The following is a 23,439-nucleotide window of genomic DNA, read 5'->3' as shown; positions in this document are numbered from 1 at the left end:
ATTGGCGCTTGCCTGCGTTACTGGGGTCAACCCGCCAAGCCTGCGCACCTTGTCTAACTGGGCTCGACCTGGCAGCAGGCGAGTGATTAGCCTAAGTTCGCCTGGTCGAGCATCTTGTCTAAAAAACCCGCCGAGCGGGCCTCGGCGGGCGGAAAGATTATTTGAGCGGCTTTTCGATAATGACCAGATCCTTGACCCGGATCTTTTTATGCACGTCACCCTCAATTTGATTCTTGGCGGTATGCGAGATTTTCAATGTTGATGGGTCGTCGCTTGGCAGCAGTGCCTCGCGGACGAAGTCGATCTCGTCCTGCTTGATGTTGCGGTGATCATGGGTCATCACGATGTCCAGCCGGTCAAAACCTTCAATCGAGTACACGTGCACTGAGCCCAGCGTGTACAGCCGGAAGGTCTTCACGTTACTTTTCCCGTACAGGTAGCGCATGGTGTACGGCAACGACTTGTGCAGGCTGAAGTTCAGGCGGATCGGGTTTTCGATCAGTTTCACAACGCATCAGCTCCTTTTCTTCTAACTTAAATATAGCATACCGGTCAACGCAACACGGCGGCGGACCAGTAAGAATAAAAGAAAAGACGGACGCTCGCTCATTGCGAGTCTCCGTCTTCCAATTAGTTGGCTGCTAAATTACATCATGCCGCCCATGCCGGCGCCAGGGTTTGGCTGAGCTGCTGCGGCATCCTTTGGTTCCGGCTTGTCAGCAACCACCGCTTCGGTCGTCAGCATCAAAGCAGCAACGGAAGCCGCGTTTTGAAGCGCGGAACGGGTGACCTTAGTTGGGTCGATGATGCCGGCCTTGGCCAAGTCTTCCCATTCGCCGGTCGCAGCGTTGAAGCCAAAGCCGGTCTTTTCCTTCTTCAGGCGCTCAACAATGACGGAGCCTTCCAGACCGGCGTTAGCCGCGATCTGACGAACTGGCTCTTCAAGTGCGCGCAGGACAATGTTGATCCCGGTCTGAACGTCGCCGTCTTCTTGAAGGGCAGCAACGGCCTTGGCCGCATTGACCAGCGCAACACCGCCGCCAGCGACGTAACCTTCGTCAACGGCCGCACGAGTCGCGTTCAACGCGTCTTCGATACGGTACTTGCGCTCTTTGAGTTCGGTTTCGGTGGCAGCCCCGACGCGGATAACGGCAACGCCACCGGCCAACTTGGCCAGGCGCTCCTGCAGCTTCTCCTTGTCGAAGTCGGAAGTGGTCTCTTCAATCTGCTTGCGAATTGTTGCCACCCGCTCGTCGATGGCTGCCTTATCGCCGGCGCCTTCAACGATGGTCGTGTTGTCCTTGGTGACCGTGACTTTGCCGGCTTGGCCAAGCTGATCGATCTTGGTGTCCTTCAGATCCAGGCCAAGGTCGGAGGTGATGACTGTCGCGCCGGTCAAAGCCGCGATGTCTTCCAGCTGAGCCTTGCGGCGATCGCCGAAGCCAGGGGCTTTCACAGCAACCACGTTGAAGGTCCCACGGATCTTGTTCAGAACCAGCGTTGGCAGTGCTTCGCCATCAACGTCATCGGCGATGATGAGCAGCGCCTTACCCTGCTGAACAATTTCCTGAAGCAGTGGCAGAATGTCTTGGATGTTGGAAATCTTCTTGTCAGTGATCAGGATGTACGGATTGTCGAGGTCGGCTTCCATCTTGTCGTTATCTGTGACCATGTACTGGGACAGGTAGCCACGATCGAACTGCATCCCTTCAACCACGGAGAGCTCGGTCTGAATGCCTTTGCCCTCTTCAAGCGTGATGACACCATCGTGGCCAACCTTCTCCATGGCATCGGCGATCAAATCGCCAACTTCTGTACTCGAGGAAGAAACCGAAGCAACCTGCGCGATTTCCTTCTTGCCGGAAACCTTGTGAGAAATCTTCTTCAATTCGTCAACGGCCGCGTTGGTCGCTTCTTCGATCCCCTTGCGAATCCCGACCGGGTTAGCGCCAGCGGTGACGTTCTTCATGCCTTCGCGAATAATGCTCTGCGCCAGCACAGTGGCAGTGGTGGTCCCATCACCAGCGATATCGTTGGTCTTAGTCGCAACTTCAGCGACCAGCTTGGCCCCCATGTTTTCGTAGTGATCTTCCAGGTCAATGCTCTTAGCGATGGTGACACCATCATTGGTGATCTCAGGAGCGCCGTATGACTTATCCAAAACAACGTTGCGGCCTTTCGGGCCAAGGGTCGTCTTAACGGTGTCGGCCAGCTTGTCGACCCCTTTCAGCATGGAACGACGTGCATCTTCACCGAACTTAATTTCTTTAGCCATGTGTTTATTTCACCTCATATTATTTATATAGTTAATGCAGGAATTGCCATGAGCCGAACTTAGTCGACGATCGCCATGATGTCCTTTTCGTGCAGGACCAGGTAATCCTCGCCGTTCACTTTGACTTCAGAGCCGGCGTACTTGTCGTACAGGATCTTGTCGCCCTTCTTGACGGCCATCGGCAGGCGCTTGCCCTCAGGACTCAAGGCCCCTTCACCGACTGCAACGATGGTGCCCTGTTGCGGCTTCTGCTTGGCGTTGTTGGCCAGCACGATGCCGCCAACAGTTTCCTCTTGCTCTTCCTCAACTGAAACGACCACGCGGTCACCTAATGGTTTTAACAAAACGATCCCTCCATATGCATAAAATTTGAACGCTTAGCACTCATTCGTCCTAAGTGCTAACTACACTAGATACTATACCGAATCAGTTTAGCAATTGCAACCCCTAAGTGCTAATTCTGTTATACTAGGCCCATATTCTCAAGGAGGTCCTCCCATGTCATTGCAAAAACACGCGGTGCAGATCCTGAGCACCTACCTGGCCGTCCTGGTGGGCAGCCTGCTGATCCTGCACTTTTGGCCGGGGGAGGCGGGGCTGTGGGGCAGCACGGCTCTCTCGGTCGGCGGCGCGCTGCTCGCCTGGCGGTTCAACCGCCAGCTGCGCCTGCCCACCGCCATTGAAACTGCGGGCTTGGCCAAAGCCGAGACCCGAGTGATTTGGGGCGTGTCCGGGGTCGCCGTCGTGCTGATTGTCCAACTGCTGGGCAGCTGGCTGGAGTCTTGGCTGTTTTATGCGCCGGCGCCAACGCTCACCCAGGCCACCTCGGCACTGCACAGCGTGCCGCTGTATGCGCTGACTTTAGTCTGGGCACTGCCCCTGCTGGAAGAGTACGCGTTTCGCCGGGTCATTTTTGGCAACTTGGCCAGCGTCACGGGCGTGTTCGGCGCCGCGCTAATCTCCGGGCTCCTATTCGCCTTGGCCACGGACCCCACCCACTGGCTGACCGCGACCCTAGTCGGCATCGTTTACGCCTATTTGTACAAGCAAACCGGTAGTGTTCAAACGCCCCTGATCGCGCACATTGGGGTGCTAGCGCTGACGCTTGGCTACGCAATATGGCACTGACAGGAGTTTAAACCTCGTTTAAGGTCTGACCTCGCGCTGACCGCAAAAGGCGAACGCGGTATACTAAAGCAAATAGACGAAACGAGGACTACTATGGACAGTCGTGTCAATCGCCGGCAAAGTCAGAGACCGCACCGGCCGCTCCTGAAAATATTGATCCTGATTCTCACCACCGCGCTGGTGGCTCTTGGCGCATATGGCCTGCGACTGTATTCACAAACCAAGTACGCCTTGAACTCGACCTACCGCGGCATCGGGACTGAGGACGGCAGCGCCGGGACAGTCGCCAAAACGATTCAGCAGAAAAAGCCCTTCGCAGTCCTGCTGCTCGGTACCGACACCGGGGCGTTCGGGCGCAACGACACCGGCCGCTCCGACACGATGATCGTCGTCGTGGTCAACCCCAAAACCAAAACAACCAACATGGTCTCCCTGCCCCGCGACACCGCCGCCAAAATGATCGGCACCAAGTCGTTCAACATGCAAAAGGTCAATGCCGCTTATGAGATCGGCGGCTCGAAGATGGCGGTCAACACCGCCTCAGCGCTGGTCAATGTGCCGATCAAGTACTACGTGACCGTCAACATGGGCGCGCTGGAAAAAGTGGTGGACGCAGTCGGCGGCGTCGACGTAGACGTCGCCTTTTCCTGGAGCGACCCACACGTTGGCAGCTACCACTTCACCAAAGGCAAGATGCATCTCAATGGCGGCCAGGCCTTGGCCTACGCCCGGATGCGCCACGCTGATCCTGAAGGCGACTACGGCCGCCAGAAGCGGCAGCAGCAAGTGATCAAGGCCATCGTCAAAAAGGCCCTGTCCACCGACACGCTGAAGAACTTCGACCAGCTGCTGAAAACCGTTTCGGGCAACATGCAGACGAACCTCTCGTTTGCCGACATGATGGCCTTGGTGCAAAACTACCGCGCCGCCGCTGGGACGATCAAATCGACCACCCTGCAGGGGCACGACGCCATGGTTTACCCCGGCCCATCGTCTTACCAGATTCCCGCCACCACAGAACTCCAGCGCGTTTCTGACACGCTGCGCACCGCTTTGGGGTTGGGAAAAGAAACCATCGCCAACCAGAACGTGCGCGAGAACAAGGCGAATACTGAGTTCAACTGGGATAATCCAGAGGCACAAAACTACGTGATTTATAATCCAGACCTGTAAAAACAACAGGAGCGCCACTTCTCGCGATGAGAGGTGGCGCTCCTGTTTATTGATTCAACTAGTCTTCGTCTTCTTCGGTGTCCTTCAGCGTCGGGCCGTAGTGGTCCAGGAAGTAGATCAGGGTCTGCAGCTCAGTGGCCAAGTCCACGTTTTGCACGCGAACATAAGCTGGCACGGAAATACGCAGCGGGGTGAAGTTCATGATGCCTTTGATGCCCGCCTTCACAAGGTCATCGGTGATGCCCTGCGCCGCGTCGGTCGGCACCGTCAGGATCACGATTTCGATCTGCTGCTGGCGCAGTTGGTCAATCAGGTCGGTCATCGGGTAAATCGGCACCCCGCTTTGAATGGTGCCGGCCAGGTCGGGATTCACGTCGAACCCGGCGGAAATGCGGATGTTATTGGCCTGGCGGAAGTTGTAATTGAGCAGCGCGTGCCCTAAATTACCCACCCCGACCAACGCCACATTGGTCAGCCGGTCCTGGTTGAGGATCTTCTTGAAGAATTTAAGCAGGTCCGTCACATCATACCCGTAGCCCCGTTTGCCCAGGGCGCCAAAATAGGAAAAGTCGCGGCGGATCGTCGCCGAATCGACCTTGACCGCCTCACTCAGCTCCGTGGAGCTGATCTTGGTCGTCCCAGAGTTCGCCAAGAAATTGAGGTAGCGGTAGTACAGCGGCAGCCGTTTTGCGGTTGCCTTAGGGATCATTGTTTCAGCCATAAGTCTCCTCCGTCTCCGTTCGAGTCGGGCGTACTTGTGAAAAGCCCGGCATACTTATAAATCGATAGTAACCGCTTTAAGCTGTGAAAGCAAGCCCTGCGGCTCCAGCTTGCTCACCTTTTTTCACGAGTGGCTGGATTCGGTATGGTAAACTGGTTGCAGACGATTCGCGCCCATGCGGGCAAAGTAAGGAGATATCACCATGATCATCATGCAAGCCCAAGGGGTTGGCCGCACGTTCAACGGCCTCGACCTGTTCACGGGCATTAACTTAGAAGTGCAAACCGGTGCGCGCATCGGCCTGGTCGGCCCCAACGGCATCGGGAAAACCACGCTGCTGGAGATCCTCGCCGGCCTCAACCCACCCGACTACGGCCAGGTCACCCTGGCCCACGATGTCTCAATCGGCTACCAAGCGCAGGATTCGGGACTGGACTCCGAGCGCGGTATTTTCGATGAACTGTTGACCGTGTTCGCGCCGCTGATCGCCATGGAAACGCGCATGCACGCCTTAGAGGTGCAAATCGCCGACCCGGGGCTGGCCAAGGACCAGAACGCTTTCGACCAAACCATGAAGCAGTACGACCAGCTACAGCACGACTTTCAGGAGCAAAACGGCTACGGCTATCGTGCCGAAATTCGCGGGATCCTGCACGGGTTCAATTTCCCCGAGAACACCTGGGACATGAAGGTCGCCACCTTGTCCGGCGGCGAGCGCGCCCGCCTGGCCCTGGCCAAACTGTTACTGGAAAAGCACGACCTGCTGATTCTCGATGAGCCGACCAACCACTTGGACATCGACACGCTCGGCTGGCTCGAAGGCTACCTCAAGGGGTACGCCGGCGCCATCCTAACCGTCAGCCATGACCAGTACTTTCTGGACCACGTGGTGTCGGAAATTTACGAGCTGACCCCGTCCATGGCCGTGCACTATACCACTAACTATTCCGGCTACCTGAAGCGCAAAGCGGAAAACAACGCGCTGGCATGGAAGGCCTACAACAAGCAGCAGGAAGAAATCGCTAAGCTGCAGGAGTTCGTCGACAAGAACATCGTGCGTGCATCCTCCACCAAGCAGGCCCAGGCCCGCCGCAAGCAGCTGGAGAAAATGGTGCGGCTGCCGCGCCCAAGCGGCACTGAGAAGAAGGTGCATTTTCACTTTTCAGCGGAGAAAACCAGCGGCAACGAGGTACTGAAAGTCCAGCACGCCACAATCGGCTACGACCAGGCGGCCCCGATGGCCGGCCCAATCGATTTTCAGGTCAACAAGCACGACCGCATCGCGGTGATTGGCCCCAACGGCGTCGGCAAGTCGACCCTGCTCAAGAGCATTCTCGGCCAGCTGCCGTTTCTGGCCGGCGAGGCCCGGTTTGGCACGAACGTTGAAACTGGATACTACGATCAGGATCAACACCAGCTGCATTGGGACAAAACCGTCATCGCCGAAATTTGGGATGACCATCCAACGATGACCGAGCAAAGTGTCCGCTCCGCGCTGGCAGCCTTTCTCTTTGACGCCGAAGACATTGAAAAACGGGTCGGCGATTTATCCGGCGGCCAAAAGGCCCGGCTAGAGCTCACTAAGCTCGCGCTGCGGCACGACAACTTCCTGATCCTTGACGAGCCGACCAACCACTTGGACATCAACTCCAAGGAAGTCTTGGAGGATGCGCTGGCCGATTTTGATGGCACCGTCCTGTTCGTGTCACATGACCGGTACTTCATCAACGAGCTGGCCACCAGCATCGTGGCCATCAGCCCGGAAAGCTCGGACCTGTACCTGGGCAACTGGGACTACTACCAGCAAAAGCTGGAAGAAGTCGAGGCCGCTAAAGCGGAGGCCAAGGGCGATCAGCCGGAAGAAAAGCCCGGCAACGCGGCCGCGGTCGACTACCAGCAAAGCAAGCAGAACCAGCGCGACCTCCGGAAGGTCCAGCGCGAGGTGGATAAGCTTGAACAGCAAATTGATGACCTCGCCAAGCAGGCCGAGCAGATTCAAACCGCCATGGCCGCCCCAGAAGCCCTGAGCGACTACGTCAAAATGCAAAAGTTGCAGGCGCAGCTTGACGAGAACCAAAAAACCTCCCAGCAGGTGGAAGATGCCTGGGAGAAAGCCAGCCTCAAGCTGGAGGACATGCAGGACTAAAACGAGAAAAAGGCCCGACATTTTGCGTCGGGATTCGATCACCGAGTAATCGGTGATTTTTTATTGGCTAAGGCTCTTTGACCTTGAGCTTCTTGACCAGCGCGGTCAGCCGCGTCCGCTCATTTGGCGTCAAACCGCTGAGCAGGTAGTCAGACTGCGCCTGTTCGAAGGCATGCAGGCGCGGATAAACCGCCTTGGCTTTCTTGGTTGGATAAACCCGGCGCAGTCTTTGATCAGTCGCGTCGGCTCTTAGCTCAAACCATCCGCCCGCGACCATTTTTTTGATCGTGCGGAAGGCGGTCGTGCGGTCGATTTGGACCGAATCGGCCAGCTCACCCATGAACATACCGGGTTGCTCACAGGCGCGAATGACGTAAATAAACGCGTTGTTGCCTAGGCCCAACCCCCGAAACTCAGCGTTGCTTTTGGTTTGAATCAGGCGCGTGATGGCCCCAATTTCTCGAATCACATCAAACATCAGCTCGCCTCCCGCTTAAGTATACCGGCCTTACTCGCCAAATGAAACTGATAACTGATTGTATTTGCAATTAGAAACGAGTAAGCTTAGCATCATTATCCCATTGCATTTGCAATTATATTTGGAGGCGCCTATGCTCGCTTTTCTCTCGTTTCTCTTAATTATGTCCTTCACACCAGGACCCAACACCATCATGGCGATGGTCTCGGGGCAAACGCGCGGCTTCGCGCGCAGCCTGCGCTTGAACCTCGGCATGGCGGTCGGTATGGGCGTGATTGGCATCGCCGCCGGGCTGTTTGCTGACTGGCTTCAGCGTGCACCGACCTTTATCACCGTAATGAAAGTAATTGGCTCGGCCTATCTCGTCTACTTGGCCTACCATGTCATGATCAGTCGCCCCGACGACAACAGCGCCAGCACGGCCAGTTTTACCACTGGACTGTTGCTTCAATTCACCAACATTAAATGCTACTTGTACTTTATCACCGGGCTAGGAGCCTTCAGCCTGACCGGAGCTCTATCGGCGATCACCCTGCGCTGGACCTTGATGGTCGCGCTGGGGGCTTTGGGCACGCTGACCTGGACGCTGGGCGGCCAGCTGATCAACCGCTTCTACCACCGCCACTTTCACGGCATTAACCTGATTGTCGGTGCTTTACTGATTTTTTCGGCGATCGATCTGTGGCGGTGAGACAAATAAAACCACATTGCAGCCTGGGACACTCGTCCGGTTGCAACGTGGTCTTGTTGATGATTTGTCATGCTTAAGCGTGCTGAAAGTTCAAGTTTGGTACTGCGTTTAGCGTCTCGTCGGCAAAGTGGTGCTTGGCGAGCTCAATGTGCGCCGCCGCGCCGATCATCGCCGCGTTGTCGCCCGTCAAGCGCACCGGCGGGATAATCACGTCGATGTTGGGAAACTCTTTGGCCAGCCGCGCGGTCATCGCCTCGCGCAGGCCCTGATTCGCGGCGACTCCGCCGGCGACCACCAGTTGATCAACTGGGTGCTGGTGTAGCGCCTGCACGGTTTTATCCACCAGCACGTCAACGACCGCCGCCTGAAAACTCGCAGCCAGATCTTCACGGCTCAACTGCTCGCCAATCTGGTCGGCGTGGTGCACCGTGTTGATGAACGCAGACTTCAGCCCACTGAAAGAAAAGTCGAGGTTGTCCTCACCGTCCATGGCGCGGGGAAAATGGAAAGTGTCATGACCCAAGTGTGCCAGGCGATCGACTTCCTTACCAGCCGGATAGGTGATGCCAAGCACCCGGCCGATTTTGTCGTAAGCTTCACCGGCCGCATCGTCGCGCGTCTCCCCGATGATGTGAAACTCGCCAGGGGCAGTCAGCGTGACCAGCTCCGTGTGCCCGCCGGACACCATCAATGCCAGCAGCGGGTACTGCAGAGGCTTAACGAACCGTGCAGCGTAGATGTGCCCCGCCATGTGATTGACCGGAATCAGCGGCAGCTGGTGGGCGTACGCCACCGTTTTGGCAGCGGTCACGCCGATCAGCAGCGACCCGACCAGGCCCGGACCGTAAGTCACAGCCACGGCGGTCAGGTCTGAATAATCGACATTGGCTTCATTCAGCGCCAAATCAATGCAATCGGTAATCTGCTCCACGTGATGGCGGCTGGCCACTTCCGGTACGACCCCGCCGAAGCGCTTGTGCGAGTTGATCTGCGTGGCAATAATGTTGCTGAGGATCTTGGTGCCGTCTTCGATCACGGCCACGGAGGTTTCATCGCAGCTGCTTTCAAATGCTAAGATCAATTCGCGCTTTGTCATGACTTATCCTTTCTATTCCAACGGTTTGCGCATGTCCATTGCGTCGGCATGCGTGCTGACGTAATAGCCACGACGAATCTCGCCATCCTGAAACCCTAACTTGTGATACAGGTGTTGCGCCACCGCGTTGTCCGTCCGTACCTCCAGCGTGATTTCACTGGTGCCAAGGTCATACGCCTTATCGATCATGAGCCGCATCAGCGCCTCACCGATGCCCTGTCCTTGATACAAGGGGGCCACCGCGATGTTAGTGATGTGTGCCTCGTCTTTGCCGAACCAGCAACCAATGAACGCGGCCAACACGTCTTCATCAAACAACACTAAATAAAGTGAGCGTTGTGTCTTGCGCAGCTCAGAGATAAACGCGATCCGGTCCCAAGGTGTGTCATGGTAGATTGCCTTTTCCATGACCAGGGCCGCATCGATGTCATCATTGGTCATCCGGCGCAGCTGATACGTGCTTTCACCGACCCGCAAGGACTGCGCGGGAAAAGCCAGCTCAACGGGCGGTTCACGGTCAAACCACTGCTTAAACTTTCTGAACATAAGGTGCGTGCCCCTTATCGTCATGCGTCTTGAGCCAATTCGTCTCCGCCTCAGTGAGCCGCAGGTAGCGCGGCACAAAAGTGGTCACGTCAACCGGCGTGCGCCGCGCGCCAAGCAGTGCCAAGCGTCCCGCTTGCGGCAAGTTGGCCAGTGCATCGACAAAATGCGCCGAGGCCCCAAGTGTGGCCTTGATTGGCTCAGTAAACTTAGCCACATCACTGCCAACGAACGTGCTCGGCTGCCGCAGCAGCTTAAGCTCTTCGAGCAGCTGTGTCAGCGCCAAGTGCCGGTCCTCAACCACGTTGATCAGCTCACCATCAAGCCACTGGTAGACCCCAGCAAACACGTTTTGCCGCCGGGCGTCCATGATCGGCACAATTAAGTTGGTGGTGCCGACCGCCCCAGCTGCCAGCGCCGCCAGGCTCGAGACCCCAACCAGTTCAAGGCTGAGCGTATCTGCCAGCGTTTTGGCCGTCGTGACCGCGATGCGCACCCCGGTGTAAGAACCGGGACCGTCTGCCACGACCACCCGATCCAATTCAGCAGGGGTCAGGCCGCTGACTGTCACCAAACGGTCGATTGTTGGCAGGAGTTGCTCACTGTGGGTCTTCTTGTGATTGATTGTCGATGTCGCCAGCAGTTGGCCGTCCGCCATCACCGCGACACTCATCGCCTGATTGGACGTGTCCATCGCTAGGATCTTCATTGCCGTGCCCCCGTTTCTAGTCGGTCTTTATTCTACCATTGAATGGCCATTTGCCAACCCAAGGGCGTGTGTGCTCATCCCTGAAGCACGCAAAGGGCACCACCTCTTGCGAAATGGTGTCCCTTGCCACCGTGGTTGCCCCGGTGGCTTTTTATTGCAGAGTTGCCCCTGCCTGCTATCCCAACCACTGTCACCAGGGCCAGTCGCTTTATTAAGTTAGGAAAGTGATAGCAGCATCCCTCACGCGTCCTGTAAGGACCCCATGCTCTTCACATGGTCTTCATCGCCAAACCGATCGGAAGGCTCAACGTGCCTGGCAACCCCAAGGTTCAGGTCGGATCGCCAGGAAGTTTCCGGGTGAATCTGACGAGACGGTACCTGCCTCGCCCTCCCATCATCCGATATAAAGGTAGCACGCAATGCAACCGCTGTCAATGATTTTTGGCAAAATATTTTCAACTTCGCCAAGGGCTAGTCCAGGATGCGGTTTCCCGGGGTTTCTGGCCTTTTTAGAGCCATCACAAAAGGCGCAAACCGGCTCTGCTCAGAGTCAGTTCACGCCTTAACGACAAGTTCTGCAGCACCCCTCCCCGAGTCCTGCGGCACTAATCGAGGGACAAAAAATGGCCATTCGTTGAATAAGAATCATTGCCGCCTTGCCATGTTACTAATGTGCAAGTCGTGCCCCGTGAAACTCATCAAGTGGATTGGCCAATCACTTTTTAAAAAACCTTACTCGTATATATAGCCTTATGGTAACCTGTTTTGCGCCTCAGGACAATCCTTATCTTGGCACAAAAAAGCGCTCACCATGAGCGCTTTGCCAATTGACAGTTATAGGCGCGGTCGGATCCGCTCCACCGCGCGTAACGCCGCGTAGGTCAGCGCCGTCTGGATCGGGATCATGATCAGATTCTTGACGGCACGGGTTGGCAGAATCACCTGCCACTTGAACCCCGTCAGTGCCAGCCACCAGGTGCCCAGGCCAATATTGACAAAAATCAGCACGATGGCCACCGGTGCGAGCACACGCCAGAGCGTGACCTTGTGATTGTGGAAAAATGCCCCGTAGATGAACGCCGCAACCGCTGCGCTAATCGTGTACAGCGGGATGTTGGGTCCCCCAGCCAGCAGCACGCCGACTTGGTCAGCCATGGCGGCATCGACCGCCGCTACCCACGGGCCCAAGTAATAGCCCATCAGCGCGGTGGCGAAAAAGCCGACCCCAAACTTCAGAAACGCCGGCCCAAACGAGAACCGCTGCAAGACGATATCCATCGCCAAAAAAAGACCCATCAAAACGACGGTGCGCGTCGTTTTCATCTTGGGGCCAGAAAAAGATAATACTTCCATAGTGACAATCTCCTTTGTTGGAGACGCCTAACGATCAGGCGAATGCGGCGTCAACACCGCGGCCCACATGGCCTTCGTCCACCGTTCACATTCCGTTCCGGTGGCACTTAACGCGTTGATGCCTACTCCTAGATTAGTGGTACGAGCATAAGTCTAGACCGTCTGCAGAAAATTGCAACAACGTTCGAAGCTTCACTTGGCGCTCGAGATGAGAAGACTCACAGCGAACTCTTCACACTTTCCTCTCCGCCACCAAAGCACTTTTAACCGGCTGGTCGTATCATTGTTTCTTGTAACCTAGCGTTACAGCCTCCGCCCAGAGGCAAGAACACCGCCTGCCCTGGCGGTGTTTTTTTGTCTGGGTCGTGGCTTGCATTCCCGCGGCCCGCCCACTAAGCTAAAACTAATCATTCTAGGAGGCAGCTCATGAAACATATTCTTGCTTTACACACCAGCGGCACGATCTCGATGACCGAAAATGACGCCGGTGATGTGGTGCCTAGCACTAACAACCCGATGATGGCCGTCCCTGCTCAGCTCAAAGACATCACCGTCTCATCCGAGGAGATTTTCAACCTGCCTTCCCCGCACGTCACGCCGGAGAAAATGCTGGCCCTCAGCCAGCGCATTCGGCAGGCGGAAGTCGACGGCATTGACGGCGTCGTGGTCACCCATGGCACGGACACCCTAGAGGAAACCGCCTTTTTCCTGGACCTCACGACCCCTTCCACCATCCCCGTGGTGGTGACCGGTGCCATGCGCTCCAGCAATGAAATCGGCGCCGATGGTAATTACAACTTTCTCAGTGCGGTGCGCGTAGCCGCCAGCGACCAGGCGCGCGGGATGGGCTGCCTGGTGGTCATGAACGACGAGATCCACACGGCGCGGTTTGTCACCAAGACCCACACGACCAACGTCTCGACGTTTCGCACGCCGTCGTTTGGCCCCATCGGCCTAGTCACCAAAAACGGGCCCCGCTTTTTTGAAAAGCTCCTGCAAAAAGGCATGGCGCCAATCGATCACGTGGTGCCCAACGTCTATCTGATCAAGGCTTACGCCGGCATGGATGGCACCTTATTTGACGCCTTGCCAAAAGCAACCTCCGGCCTGGTAATCGAAGCGCTTGGGGCCGGCAACCTGCCGCCTGCGACCTTGCCGGCCTTGCAGCGCCTGCTGGCTCGCGGTGTGCCCGTCGTGCTGGTGTCGCGGTGCTTCAACGGCATGGCTGAGGACATTTACGATTACGAAGGCGGCGGCGTGGGCCTCAAACAGATGGGCGTCACCTTCTGCCAAGGGCTGAACGGGCAAAAGGCGCGCATCAAGCTGATTGTCGGTTTGTCTTCAGGGCTGAATGGCCAGGCTCTGGCTGAGTACGTGAACAATGCCGTCAGCTGAGCTCACCCCTTGGACGCTGTATCAGCGTTTAGCCGCATTGCTGGGGCCATCAGGCTGGTGGCCAGCGGATTCTAAACTGGAGATCGCAGTTGGCGCCATTTTGGTACAAAACACTAATTGGCGCAACGTCGATCGCAGTCTGGCCAACCTGCATGCGGCCACTCACTTTGCGCCGGCAAGCCTCGCCGCACTTTCGCAGGCGGACCTGATCCCGTTGATTCGACCCAGCGGGTTCTATCAAAACAAAAGCCGTGCGCTGGTGGCGCTCATGGCCTGGCTGCAAGCCCGTCGCTTTGATCTGGACGCCATTGGCAAGACGCCGGCGGCAGACTTGCGCCAGCACCTGCTCGCCCTTCCCGGCATCGGTCAGGAAACGGCTGACGCGCTGCGCCTGTATGTGTTTGACCAGCCTACCTTCATCGCTGACAACTACTCAAGGCGCCTGTTCGGCTGGCTCGGTGCCCCGGCCAACACGTACCAGCAGCTTTACCGTCGGCTACCTGAAGTCGCGGATTGGACGCTGAAAGATGCCCAGGAGTTCCACGGCCTGATCGACAATTTTGGCAAAACCGTTAAGCAGAAAGAAAATTTTGATGACAGCCCGCTGGCCGGCATGAAACTGGTGCTGGTCCAATAAAATAGCAGTCGGGTGCACAAGGTTGTGCACCCGACTGCTAATTTTTTTGCCATCAAGTCGCGACTGGCCTACTTTTTCGCCCAGCGCAGCTTTGCCTCAGCGTTGGCTACGCCGGCGGTTGAAATCAGATGATACGAGGTGTCGCCTTCAATGCGAACCGCTGAGTCAACGGTGGTACCATAGGCAACTTCCCGCGCGTACTTGATGTCGGCTTCGACGAGCCGGTGCGTGAGAAGAAAGTCTTCGCCTAAGACGTCTTCCATCCACTCCATGTAGTGCGCATTGTTGACGTGGCCGTTGCCGTCGATATCGAAGTACCGCACCCGGTAAGGCACGGTGGTGTCAAACTCGCCTTGCTTAGCCAGCCGCGGGAAGCGCTCGACCTTGCTGTTGAACTGCGCGCCGACTTTTTCCGCAAATTCCGGAATGATGGGAATGATCTTGCGTTTTTCCAGATCCATCATCACCCATGCGCCGCGCATCGTCACCAGGCGCTGGCCCGCATCATCTTCGAGCCAGTACTCACGATAGGTCATCAGCTTATTGTAAGAGGTGGCCTCGGTGCCGGCAACCAGGTGCTCGTCGATTTTCGGCATGCGCGTCACGTCGATGTGGTACTGGGTGATCACCCAGCCGGCGCCGTGCTTGGCCAGCCCAGCAATGCCGGCATCGACTTGATCCAGCTGATTCTCAGACACCAGCAGCATGATGTTGGCCATGTTGGCCAAGCTCAACGTGCCAGTTTGCGTGCCCAAGAAAAAAGGCACCGTCAGTTCCTCTTTGTATATCATGATTCCTCCTGAATACCGTGAAACGCATTGTAGACCTGTTGCCGCTTCAGCCCGTTTTCCTTGGCGACCGCCTTGATCGCGTCATTGGGCCGCGCGCCAGCGTCAATGCGTGTCTGCACCTGCGTGGCGACCGGCACATCACTTGGCACCTTGGCCTTTTTCTCTCCCGGCGCAACAAGAATAACGAACTCGCCGCGCGCGCTGCCACTGGCGTAGTCAATAAGCTCAGACAAGCTGCCGCGGATGAATTCCTCAAACTTTTTGGTCAGCTCCCGGGCCAAGACCGCTTGGCGCTCGCCAAAAATGTCGCGAATGGTCGTCAGCGTTTTAGCCACCCGATACGGCGACTCGTAGAAAATGACTGCCTGAGGCTCCTCGGCAAGGGCGGTCAGCGCCGCCTTCTGCTCGCTGGCCTTGCGTGGCAAGAACCCGTAAAACATGAATGGTTGTGGTTCGATGCCGCTGGCGATCAGCGCCGTCAGGGCGGCGTTGGCCCCAGGAAGCGGCACCACCGGAATACCCGCCTCAATGGCCGCTTTGACGAGCTCCTTGCCGGGATCGGAAATCGATGGCATCCCCGCATCCGACACCTGAGCGATCGACTCGCCCTGTTCAAGGCGCGCGAGCAGCTCGGGAATCCGCGCCTGGGTGTTGTGCTCGTGAAAGCTGATCTGCTTGGTTTCGATCTCAAAATGATTGAGCAGCTTCTGCGTGTTGCGCGTGTCTTCGGCCGCAATCAAGTCCACAGCCTTGAGGGTTTTGACCGCCCGAAACGTCATATCATCGAGATTGCCGATGGGCGTCGGCACCAGGTACAAGGTGCCGGTGTCGTGGCTGGCAAAACTGGACATCTGCCGGGCCGTCATTAGCGCTCACCATAAATGACGTCGAGACAAAAGGCGCACGGCTCATCGTCCACGCGGCGCTGCCCATACATGTAAGGACAAACGTGAAACCCTTCGTTGTACAAGCTTTCCAGGTTGGCCTTGGACTTGGTCAGCTCAGTGGCACCGGTCGACTCCGCATGGGCGTCGTCAAGTGCTTCGAGGTGCTCGCGCAGATGCTTGTTTTCCATTTCCAGCTCCGCATTGCGCTCTAAGGCCTTGGCCATATCGGCTTTAAGCCCGGTCACGCGCGTGAGCAGCGCCTGAGCATCATGCTCCAGTTGAATGAAGTTGTCGTACAGATCTTTTTTCTCCACAAAATCACCCTTCTAAAAGTTGCAGCACCAAGGCCTCGACTGCCGATTGGAACGACACGTTTTGGCCCAGGCGGATCTCCGCAGTCAAAACCGCCGCCAGGCCAGTGCTCAGCCGCGACCCCGGCTGTTCGGCCAGCGCAAGGATCGCCAGGTCATTGCCGTAGGTGCGCGGCGCCTGCACGTGGTAGTGCTGATTCAGCGCATCGGCGTAGGCCAGCCCCAGCAGGGCCAGCGTCTGGGTTTGCTCCGGGAGCGTCTTCGCCAGTGGCACCAGTGTCGTTTGCACAGCGACAAACGCCGTGGCGTCATTTTTACCCAGCTGTGAAACCAGCTGCAGCACTGCCGTCACGCGTTTATCAAACGATTCATCGTTAATCAGCGCCGAGGCGGCCGCGACATCGGCGGTCAGGTTCGACGCCACTGCCGCCAGCCGCGCATCTGCGCCCTTGCCGGTGAGCGCTTCTTGAACGCTTGCGGCCGGCGGCTTGGGAAAATTGATCACCTGCGCCCGCGAGCGGATCGTCGGCAGCAGCTGATTTTTGGCCGTGGTTGTCAGGATAATGGTCATCCCCGGCACTGGCTCCTCATAATACTTCAACAAACTATTTTCGGCGCCGGCTGTCAGCCGCTCTGCCCCTTCGATTACAAAGACGCGGCGGTTGCCTTCGACCCCGGTTTTGCTCATTTCCTGCCGCATTGCGCGCACGTCGTCGACCTTGATGCTTTTAGCCTCAGGGTTCAGCCAAACCACATCCGGATGGTTGCCAGACAAGACCCGCTGGCACTCGGCGCACTCTCCGCAGGGCCGGCCAGCTTGGACGTTTTGACAAAAGAGGCGCATCGCAAGCCACTGCGCGAGCGCCGCCTTACCGGTCCCAGCCGCCCCGGCAAAAATATAGGCGGCACTCAGGTTACCGGCGCCGATGATCTGGCTGAACTGGCGCACCAGCGTCGGCTGCAGTTGTTCAATCGTGTTCATCAGAACTGGTGGAACGCGTCAACTGGCAGCACGAACACGGTGGCGCCGCCGACTTGAACCTCAACGGGGTACGCCATTGAGGAATCGGAGGTGGCATCCAGGTTGACCGGCGGGGTCATGAACTGACGGCGGGTCTGCGCAGATTCTTTGATGATCTGCAGCACCTCATCCACTCGCTCGTCTTCCACCCCGATGATGAAGGTGGTGTTCCCGGACTTCAAGAAGCCGCCAGTGGAGCTCAGCTTAGTTGCCCGCACGTTCGCGTCGATGAACTCGCTGGACAACAGGTTCGAATCCTTATCTTGAACGATGGCCATAATCAACTTCATATGCTTTTCCCCCTGTTTTCGGCTGTCAAATCCTGCTTTATGACTAGTTTACTGCCAAGCGGGCCCTAAGTGAGCAGCTAACACTTGGGTGCAATCGGCCACGACCTGCGGCAACGCTTGGCTGGCGTCGATGGTTTTGATCCGCGTTGGCTCCGCTTGTGCCAAGCGCAGGTATGCCGCGCGCACTCGCTGATGGAAGGTCAGGCTTTCCTGGTCCAACCGGTCATACTGCCGCGACTGGCGATGCGCCTGAATGCGGGCCAAGCCGGCCGCGCTTTCGATGTCGAGATAAAGCGTCAGCTCCGGCGCCTGCCCATCGGTGGCAAACTGGTTCATCGCCAGCACGGCCGCCTCACCAATTTGGCGCCCCCCGCCTTGATAGGCCACTGAGGAATCGACAAAGCGGTCGCAGATCACCATGTCCCCAGCGGCCAGCGCGGGGTCAATGACTTCGACCAAGTGCTGCCTGCGTGAGGCCGCATACAGCAGCGCTTCGGTCCGCGCGTCCATCGCGGTGTTCGCCGGATCGAGGATCAGGCTGCGAATTTTCTCCGAGATCTCGGCCCCGCCGGGCTCGCGGGTCAGTCGCACGGGCATGGCCACGTGCTTTTCAATAATTGGGATCAGCGCGTTCAGCACACTGGTCTTGCCTGCCCCATCCGGGCCTTCGAACGTAATGAATCTGCCTGCCACTGCCTTCAACTCTTTCATCTGTTAATGGTTCTAGTTTACTTGAAAAGTCGAGCGAATTAAACCATCACCGGTTGCTTCCAAATAAAAAGACCTCGCCGCAGCGAAGGCCTTACTGATTTTCTTCAAGATAGCGTGCAGCCATTTGCTCGACCAAGCGGCCGGGGACCTGCCGCTCCCGGGCCTCGCGATGCAAAAAGTCAAACAGTGCCGCCTGCAGATCCAGCTGCGCCTTGGTCAACTCGTCGACTTCGCGAAACGACCCGACAAGTTTGCGCTGACTGGCCATGCGGTCGCGCACCCGATAGATTTCATCCATCAGCTGCATGTCTGCCGCGTCCTTAATGCTGGGCTTTTTTTTGCCAAAAAACATGGCGCCGCCTCCTTATAGTTCTGTCCGACCCTCAACCGCCTTCAGCAGGGTCATCTGGTCGGCGTACTCAATGTCTGAGCCCACCGCCAGGCCATGGGCCAGCCGGGTGACCTTGATTTTGGCCGGCTTGATCAGCCGGGCCAGGTACTGGGCAGTCGATTCGCCTTCAGGGGTCGCGTTGGTGGCCACAATGACTTCTTTGACCTCGGGGTGGTCCTGAAGACGCTTGATCAGACTTTCGATGTTCAAGTCTTCCGGCCCCTTGCCTTCGATCGGGCTCAAGACGCCATGCAGCACGTGGTAGAGCCCATGGTAATCGTTGGTGCGGTCAATGCTCATCACGTCCTTGGGCTGCTCCACAACCAAGATCGTACTTTGGTCGCGACTTTTATCTTGGCAGATCTCGCAAGGGTCGTCGTCGGTGATATTGCCGCAGATGCTGCAGTAGTGCAGCTGCGTCTTGGCCGCCGTCAGCGCGGAGGCAAAACTGGTCACGTCGTCCTTATTCATGTCGATGGTGTAAAACGCTAGCCTGGTCGCGGTTTTACTACCAATGCCGGGTAATTTCATGTAGCTGTCGATCAGCTTTTCAATCGGTTGTGGATATTGCATGGTGCCTCCTAGCGCGGCAGACCCTGGGTGTACTTACCCATCTTCTGCTTGGTTGCGTCATCGACTTGTTTCAGGCCTGCATTCATCGCTTCAATGATCAAATCCTGAAGCATGTCAGGGTCGTCAGGGTCGATGGCCTCGGGCTTGATTTGAATGTCCTTAAGGGTCTTATCCCCGGCAAGGGTCACGGTGACCATGTCTGAGGCCGAAGTCGCCGTGAATTCGCTGTTGTTCAGCTCTTCTTGGGCCTGAGTCATTTCCTTTTGCAGCTTTTGCATCTGTTTCATCATGCCTGCCATATTGCCGCCACGCATCATATCAATCACGCTTTCTAGTCATTTTTGACTGTAATATTGGGTTCTTTACCGAATAAGTCGGTGATCGGCTTGACCACCGGAGACTCTTCCTGCGGCGCTGACTTAGCCTTCGGCGCGCCGTGCTCGTCCAAGTACTGTTTGCGCACCGCAGGCCACTGCTTCTCCTGCACCAGCACGACCTGGCGCGGGCCGCCCATCAGCTTGCCGAGGTCATCCGCAAGCGCGGTCATCAACGCGGTATCGCTGTTGGCCCGTTCGATCAGAATGTCGTAGGCAAAACTGACGATCACACCGGTCGGGCTAGCCGCGACTGGCTTTGAAATTTTCATCATCGCCTGATCCGGAACCGAGAGCATCGACAGGAGGTCTGGCCAAATCTCCTTGACCGCCTCAAGATCTTTCTTCGTTGCGGCACCGAGAATCGGATAAATTTTTTCTTTGGCCACCTTCACGCTGACGCGCACGGCCGGTTTAGCCGGGACTGCCGCTGCAGCTGGTGCACCTTGTTGCAGCGTCTGCAGCTGCTTGGAAAGCTTAGCCACCGTCTGCTCAAGCTGCTTGACTTCCGCGCTAGCCACCGGCGGGGCCGATTCAACTGCAGCGGGCTGGGGTACAGGCTGGCCAAGTTGGACCGTTGCCACTTCCAGGTATAGCGTGGGACTGTTCGTCAGCCGCAACTGGCCTTGCGTGGTGTTCAGCACCGCAATCATGTGGTACAGCTGATCAGGCTGAAGCTTCTCGGCCAGAGCCTTGAAGTGACTATCCTGAAGCGCGCTGGCTGTGTCGTTGACCAGTGCCGGCGCCTGCTGGAATACCAGCAGGTCACGCAGGTAGCCAATGAGGTCGTCGATCAGGCGACCGGCATCTTTACCGGATGCCAGCAGCTGCTCGATGGTGGTCAGCGCCGCTGCGGTTTCGTTTTCCGCCACGTGCTGCAGATATTCACCAAGCTGGACAGCAGCCGCCCCGCCGGTGACATCCAGCGCATTTTCCACCGTGACGTGGTCCTGGCCGAACGCCAGCACCTGGTCGAGGATGGACAGCGCATCGCGCATGCCACCCTCCGCTGCCTTGGCAATCACCATCAGTGCCTGATCATCGTAGGTGATCTGCTTGTCATCTAAGATGAACTGCATCCGCTTGACGATGTCATCGGCGGTAATCCGGCGAAAGTCAAAACGCTGGGTCCGACTGATAATTGTGGCCGGAATTTTTTGCGGCTCAGTGGTGGCGAGAATGAACACCACATGAGCCGGTGGCTCCTCCAGCGTCTTGAGCAAGGCGTTGAACGCCCCAGTCGACAGCATGTGGACTTCATCGATGATGTAGACCTTGACCTTGCCCTCGGTTGGCGCGTACTTGGCCTTGTCGCGAATGTCGCGGATCTCGTCGACCCCATTGTTCGAAGCAGCATCGATCTCGATCACATCCGTCAGACTGCCATTGTTGATCGCGACACAGAGGTCGCACGTGTTGTCCGGCTCGCCATCTTTAAGGTTGCGACAGTTCAGTGCCTTGGCCAAAATCTTGGCGACGCTGGTTTTCCCAGTCCCGCGCGGTCCACAGAAAAGGTAGGCGTGGCTGGTTTGCTGCTCGATCAGCGCATTTTTTAGCGTTGTGGTGATCGCGTCTTGGCCGATCACATCTTTGAATTGCTGGGGCCGAAAGACCCGGTATAGCGCTTGATAAGCCACGCGTCCTCATCCTTTCTAACTGTTCTAGTTTAACATATGAAGGCTGCGAAGCGGGGCGATTTTAGCGGGATGGCTAGCCTAGGTGACAGCTTTGCCGTTGAGCTGTATTTCGCATTGTCCCACCCCTGGTGAAGTGCTACGATTTGAAAGATTAGAATTGGAGGAGAAAAATGTTTCATTACTTTGCCCGTCACCCGTGGCGTGTGGTCCTATCCATCGGGCTCAGCGTCGCCGCAGCAGCTGTGCTGGTCGCCTACTCATACGTGCTTCAGTTGATCACCGACATCGCCACCGGGCGCGTCAATCTCGCCTTTACTATCGCCGTCCCCCTGATTTTGGGGTACCTAGTGATCCAGGCTGTCACGGATTCGGCCAGCGAGTATGTCAACGAGGCGCTTCCGCTGCGCATGGGCGATGAGCTGCGGCGAGACTTATTCCGCCATGACCTGGCACTGCGGCCGAATATGTTTGGCCAACAGCCGGTCGGCAATTATGTCACCCAGCTCACCAAACAGGTCGACATTGTCACCAGCAGTTACTTTCACGTGATTCTGCGTGCCTTCTACCTGCTGATGCTGTTGGTCTTTGCCGCGGCTGGCACCCTGCTGATCGACCCGGTGATCACTTTGGCTGTCGTGCTGCTAAGCGTGCCGGCGCTAGTCTTTCCGTTTTTGGTCAAAAAGCCGCTTGAACATGCCAAAGACGATGTGGTTGCCGCAATTGAGCGCTACACCAGCCGCGTCACGGATGCGCTTAGCGGCTTTACGACCATCGCCCACGCACTCGCACAGCCGCCGTTTCGCCGCCTGCACCAAACGGTTAGCGCGGACGTGCGGCACACTTCCACACGCGAGCAGCAAGTTCAAAAAATCACCAGCGGTATGTCCGATTTCCTGGGTGACGTCATGTATCTGGGCACCTGGCTGGTTGGTGCCTACTTTGTGCGCCAGGGTCAGATCACGCTGGGTCAACTGGTTGCCTTTTCCCAGCTGGCCAGCTTCTTCAACTGGCCAATGGCACTGCTGACCGAGATGCTAGCGGAGTTCTACGGGGCTCGCAAGGTTGCAAGTCACCTGGCCGACTTGGCCCAAGACGCCGGACCGGTTGCCGCTCAGACCGCGCCCGCGGCGCTGGCTTTAACCAGCCCGCTGATCTCGGCTCAGCAGGCCGGCTATCAAGACGTGCTGCACAACATCGATCTGACGCTTGAGCCAAGCCGCAAGTACCTGCTGGTCGGGGCCAGTGGCAGCGGCAAAACCACCCTGATGCGGCTACTGCTTGGGGAGCTGAACCCGACCGCCGGCCAGGTCACCCTGAGCAATCAGCCCGCCGCGCAGTTAGCGCCGGCGGCCGTCTTTGGCCTGATTGGCGAGCTCGAGCAGCAGGCCGATATTTTTGCCGGCACCGTGCGTGATAATGTCACGCTGTTCAGCACAGATTACGCGGATGACCAGGTTGAGGCCGCCCTGCGGCAGGCCGGAATGAGCGACTGGCTTGCGGCACACGATTTGGACACCGTGGTCGACCGGACCAGCCCCCTGCTCTCAGGCGGGGAAAAACAGCGCGTCGCCTTGGCTCGTCTGCTGCTTCGGCACTACCAGTTCATGGTGCTGGACGAAATGACCACGGGCCTCGACCCGAAGATTGCCGATCAACTCCAGGCGGACATTTTCGCCATGAAGCAAGGCTTTGTCATGATCACCCACCAGTACAATGCAGCCACGTTTGAGAAGGCGGACCGGATCTTCGTCATGCAAGGCGGCCGCATCGTGGCGGCCGGCACCCAGCGCGATCCAGTCGTCGCATCGGCGCTTGATCACCTGGCGCTAAATTGATGAAGCCCCCACAGAAAACTATCTGAGGGCGCCGCTCTGCTTTGCCCTCGTAATCATGATATGAAACAGCCGCCATCGCCGATATAATATCGGTGAAGGCGGCCTTGTTGTTCATCGTAGCTTTATTGGTGCCTTGTGTCCGTACAAAAAACCGATGGTCTTCAGTCCTGAGATTAATCAATTGTCGCTTCGAGCACGTATATAAAATTTCAACCCCTCAACGGCTGAGGACGCCGCCTATCTGATATTTTTGGAGGTATGTCTGATGGAAGT

At 57.1% G+C, this 23,439-nt stretch carries 26 protein-coding genes and 1 riboswitch; of the genes, 7 read left to right on the top strand and 19 right to left on the bottom strand.

The window, feature by feature from the left end; translation table 11 throughout:
• Nucleotides 1-157 precede the first annotated feature (157 nt).
• The 3 genes from JUF21_RS09630 to groES form a co-directional block, all read right to left on the bottom strand.
• Entirely contained in the window at nucleotides 158-508 is a 351-nt protein-coding gene (locus JUF21_RS09630) for a DUF1827 family protein (protein WP_125757122.1), read from the bottom strand.
• 138 nt (nucleotides 509-646) lie between these two features.
• Nucleotides 647-2,275 carry a chaperonin GroEL gene (gene groL / locus JUF21_RS09625; protein WP_203624309.1) on the bottom strand — a complete coding sequence of 543 codons (1,629 nt, stop codon included), beginning with the start codon at nucleotides 2,273-2,275 and terminating at the stop codon, nucleotides 647-649.
• Between the two features lie 59 nt (nucleotides 2,276-2,334).
• Nucleotides 2,335-2,619: a co-chaperone GroES gene (groES, locus tag JUF21_RS09620; RefSeq protein WP_054663026.1), complete on the bottom strand. Its 285-nt coding sequence runs from the start codon at nucleotides 2,617-2,619 to the stop codon at nucleotides 2,335-2,337.
• 154 nt (nucleotides 2,620-2,773) lie between these two features.
• Here groES and JUF21_RS09615 point away from each other — a divergent pair, with 154 nt between their 5' ends.
• Nucleotides 2,774-3,403 (top strand): CPBP family intramembrane glutamic endopeptidase, encoded by a 630-nt coding sequence (locus JUF21_RS09615; protein WP_203624308.1) that lies wholly within the window; start codon nucleotides 2,774-2,776, stop codon nucleotides 3,401-3,403.
• Between the two features lie 93 nt (nucleotides 3,404-3,496).
• Nucleotides 3,497-4,576, top strand: a complete 1,080-nt coding sequence (locus tag JUF21_RS09610) for an LCP family protein (protein ID WP_203664239.1) — start codon at nucleotides 3,497-3,499, stop codon at nucleotides 4,574-4,576.
• 58 nt (nucleotides 4,577-4,634) lie between these two features.
• Here the strand turns inward: JUF21_RS09610 and JUF21_RS09605 are convergent, their stop codons facing one another.
• The gene (locus JUF21_RS09605) at nucleotides 4,635-5,297 is read right to left on the bottom strand and encodes a redox-sensing transcriptional repressor Rex (RefSeq protein WP_203624306.1); all 663 of its coding nucleotides are present in this window, start codon (nucleotides 5,295-5,297) and stop codon (nucleotides 4,635-4,637) included.
• Nucleotides 5,298-5,499: 202 nt separating this feature from the next.
• On the opposite strand from JUF21_RS09605, the gene JUF21_RS09600 reads away from it, so the two are divergent.
• Complete coding sequence (locus tag JUF21_RS09600) at nucleotides 5,500-7,443, top strand: ABC-F family ATP-binding cassette domain-containing protein (RefSeq protein WP_203624305.1); 1,944 nt, start codon at nucleotides 5,500-5,502, stop codon at nucleotides 7,441-7,443.
• Between the two features lie 67 nt (nucleotides 7,444-7,510).
• Here JUF21_RS09600 and JUF21_RS09595 read toward each other — a convergent pair whose 3' ends face one another.
• The gene (locus JUF21_RS09595; protein ID WP_203624304.1) at nucleotides 7,511-7,921 is read right to left on the bottom strand and encodes a MarR family winged helix-turn-helix transcriptional regulator; all 411 of its coding nucleotides are present in this window, start codon (nucleotides 7,919-7,921) and stop codon (nucleotides 7,511-7,513) included.
• A 133-nt stretch (nucleotides 7,922-8,054) separates the two neighbouring features.
• Here JUF21_RS09595 and JUF21_RS09590 point away from each other — a divergent pair, with 133 nt between their 5' ends.
• Nucleotides 8,055-8,612 (top strand): LysE family transporter, encoded by a 558-nt coding sequence (locus JUF21_RS09590; RefSeq protein WP_203624303.1) that lies wholly within the window; start codon nucleotides 8,055-8,057, stop codon nucleotides 8,610-8,612.
• 73 nt (nucleotides 8,613-8,685) lie between these two features.
• Here the strand turns inward: JUF21_RS09590 and tsaD are convergent, their stop codons facing one another.
• From tsaD to JUF21_RS09570, 4 genes are all read right to left on the bottom strand, one after another.
• The gene (gene tsaD, locus JUF21_RS09585) at nucleotides 8,686-9,708 is read right to left on the bottom strand and encodes a tRNA (adenosine(37)-N6)-threonylcarbamoyltransferase complex transferase subunit TsaD (RefSeq protein ID WP_203624302.1); all 1,023 of its coding nucleotides are present in this window, start codon (nucleotides 9,706-9,708) and stop codon (nucleotides 8,686-8,688) included.
• Nucleotides 9,709-9,720: 12 nt separating this feature from the next.
• A complete protein-coding gene (gene rimI / locus JUF21_RS09580; RefSeq protein ID WP_203624301.1) occupies nucleotides 9,721-10,254 on the bottom strand; it encodes a ribosomal protein S18-alanine N-acetyltransferase in 534 nt (177 codons plus the stop codon).
• Entirely contained in the window at nucleotides 10,238-10,960 is a 723-nt protein-coding gene (gene tsaB, locus JUF21_RS09575) for a tRNA (adenosine(37)-N6)-threonylcarbamoyltransferase complex dimerization subunit type 1 TsaB (protein ID WP_203624300.1), read from the bottom strand. Before tsaB ends, rimI begins: the two co-directional genes overlap by 17 nt.
• Before the next feature lie 834 nt (nucleotides 10,961-11,794).
• Entirely contained in the window at nucleotides 11,795-12,313 is a 519-nt protein-coding gene (locus JUF21_RS09570; RefSeq protein ID WP_203624299.1) for a folate family ECF transporter S component, read from the bottom strand.
• Between the two features lie 34 nt (nucleotides 12,314-12,347).
• Nucleotides 12,348-12,445: riboswitch (THF riboswitch) on the bottom strand.
• Between the two features lie 294 nt (nucleotides 12,446-12,739).
• Here JUF21_RS09570 and JUF21_RS09565 point away from each other — a divergent pair.
• Nucleotides 12,740-13,708: an asparaginase gene (locus JUF21_RS09565; protein ID WP_203664237.1), complete on the top strand. Its 969-nt coding sequence runs from the start codon at nucleotides 12,740-12,742 to the stop codon at nucleotides 13,706-13,708.
• Nucleotides 13,695-14,345: an endonuclease III domain-containing protein gene (locus JUF21_RS09560; protein ID WP_203624297.1), complete on the top strand. Its 651-nt coding sequence runs from the start codon at nucleotides 13,695-13,697 to the stop codon at nucleotides 14,343-14,345. The genes JUF21_RS09565 and JUF21_RS09560 overlap by 14 nt, the downstream gene beginning before the upstream one ends.
• Nucleotides 14,346-14,413: 68 nt before the next feature.
• On the opposite strand, the gene JUF21_RS09555 is transcribed toward JUF21_RS09560, so the two are convergent.
• The 10 genes from JUF21_RS09555 to dnaX all read right to left on the bottom strand — a co-directional run bounded on the left by JUF21_RS09555 (nucleotide 14,414) and on the right by dnaX (nucleotide 21,331).
• Entirely contained in the window at nucleotides 14,414-15,136 is a 723-nt protein-coding gene (locus tag JUF21_RS09555) for an acyl-[acyl-carrier-protein] thioesterase (protein ID WP_203624296.1), read from the bottom strand.
• Nucleotides 15,133-16,002: a 16S rRNA (cytidine(1402)-2'-O)-methyltransferase gene (gene rsmI, locus JUF21_RS09550; protein WP_239061379.1), complete on the bottom strand. Its 870-nt coding sequence runs from the start codon at nucleotides 16,000-16,002 to the stop codon at nucleotides 15,133-15,135. Before rsmI ends, JUF21_RS09555 begins: the two co-directional genes overlap by 4 nt.
• The gene (locus tag JUF21_RS09545; protein WP_203624295.1) at nucleotides 16,002-16,337 is read right to left on the bottom strand and encodes a DNA replication initiation control protein YabA; all 336 of its coding nucleotides are present in this window, start codon (nucleotides 16,335-16,337) and stop codon (nucleotides 16,002-16,004) included. The genes rsmI and JUF21_RS09545 overlap by 1 nt, the downstream gene beginning before the upstream one ends.
• A 4-nt stretch (nucleotides 16,338-16,341) precedes the next feature.
• Nucleotides 16,342-17,316: a DNA polymerase III subunit delta' gene (gene holB / locus JUF21_RS09540; protein ID WP_203624294.1), complete on the bottom strand. Its 975-nt coding sequence runs from the start codon at nucleotides 17,314-17,316 to the stop codon at nucleotides 16,342-16,344.
• Nucleotides 17,316-17,645: a cyclic-di-AMP receptor gene (locus tag JUF21_RS09535; RefSeq protein WP_125755775.1), complete on the bottom strand. Its 330-nt coding sequence runs from the start codon at nucleotides 17,643-17,645 to the stop codon at nucleotides 17,316-17,318. Before JUF21_RS09535 ends, holB begins: the two co-directional genes overlap by 1 nt.
• Nucleotides 17,646-17,693: 48 nt before the next feature.
• On the bottom strand, nucleotides 17,694-18,338 hold the full coding sequence (gene tmk, locus JUF21_RS09530) for a dTMP kinase (RefSeq protein ID WP_203624293.1): 645 nt from the start codon (nucleotides 18,336-18,338) through the stop codon (nucleotides 17,694-17,696).
• A gap of 109 nt (nucleotides 18,339-18,447) precedes the next feature.
• Entirely contained in the window at nucleotides 18,448-18,708 is a 261-nt protein-coding gene (locus tag JUF21_RS09525) for a YaaL family protein (RefSeq protein ID WP_203664235.1), read from the bottom strand.
• Nucleotides 18,709-18,720: 12 nt separating this feature from the next.
• Entirely contained in the window at nucleotides 18,721-19,320 is a 600-nt protein-coding gene (gene recR / locus JUF21_RS09520) for a recombination mediator RecR (protein WP_203624291.1), read from the bottom strand.
• An 8-nt stretch (nucleotides 19,321-19,328) separates the two neighbouring features.
• Nucleotides 19,329-19,634 carry a YbaB/EbfC family nucleoid-associated protein gene (locus JUF21_RS09515; protein WP_125755896.1) on the bottom strand — a complete coding sequence of 102 codons (306 nt, stop codon included), beginning with the start codon at nucleotides 19,632-19,634 and terminating at the stop codon, nucleotides 19,329-19,331.
• Between the two features lie 17 nt (nucleotides 19,635-19,651).
• Nucleotides 19,652-21,331: a DNA polymerase III subunit gamma/tau gene (gene dnaX / locus JUF21_RS09510; RefSeq protein ID WP_203664233.1), complete on the bottom strand. Its 1,680-nt coding sequence runs from the start codon at nucleotides 21,329-21,331 to the stop codon at nucleotides 19,652-19,654.
• Between the two features lie 170 nt (nucleotides 21,332-21,501).
• Here dnaX and JUF21_RS09505 point away from each other — a divergent pair, with 170 nt between their 5' ends.
• Nucleotides 21,502-23,166, top strand: a complete 1,665-nt coding sequence (locus JUF21_RS09505; protein ID WP_203624289.1) for an ABC transporter ATP-binding protein — start codon at nucleotides 21,502-21,504, stop codon at nucleotides 23,164-23,166.
• Nucleotides 23,167-23,439: the final 273 nt, after the last annotated feature.

Source organism: Lacticaseibacillus sp. 53-4, from assembly GCF_016861805.1.
Taxonomy (GTDB): domain Bacteria; phylum Bacillota; class Bacilli; order Lactobacillales; family Lactobacillaceae; genus Lacticaseibacillus.
Note: the sequence above shows the minus strand (reverse complement) of the source record. Positions and strands in the feature narration are given on the sequence as shown.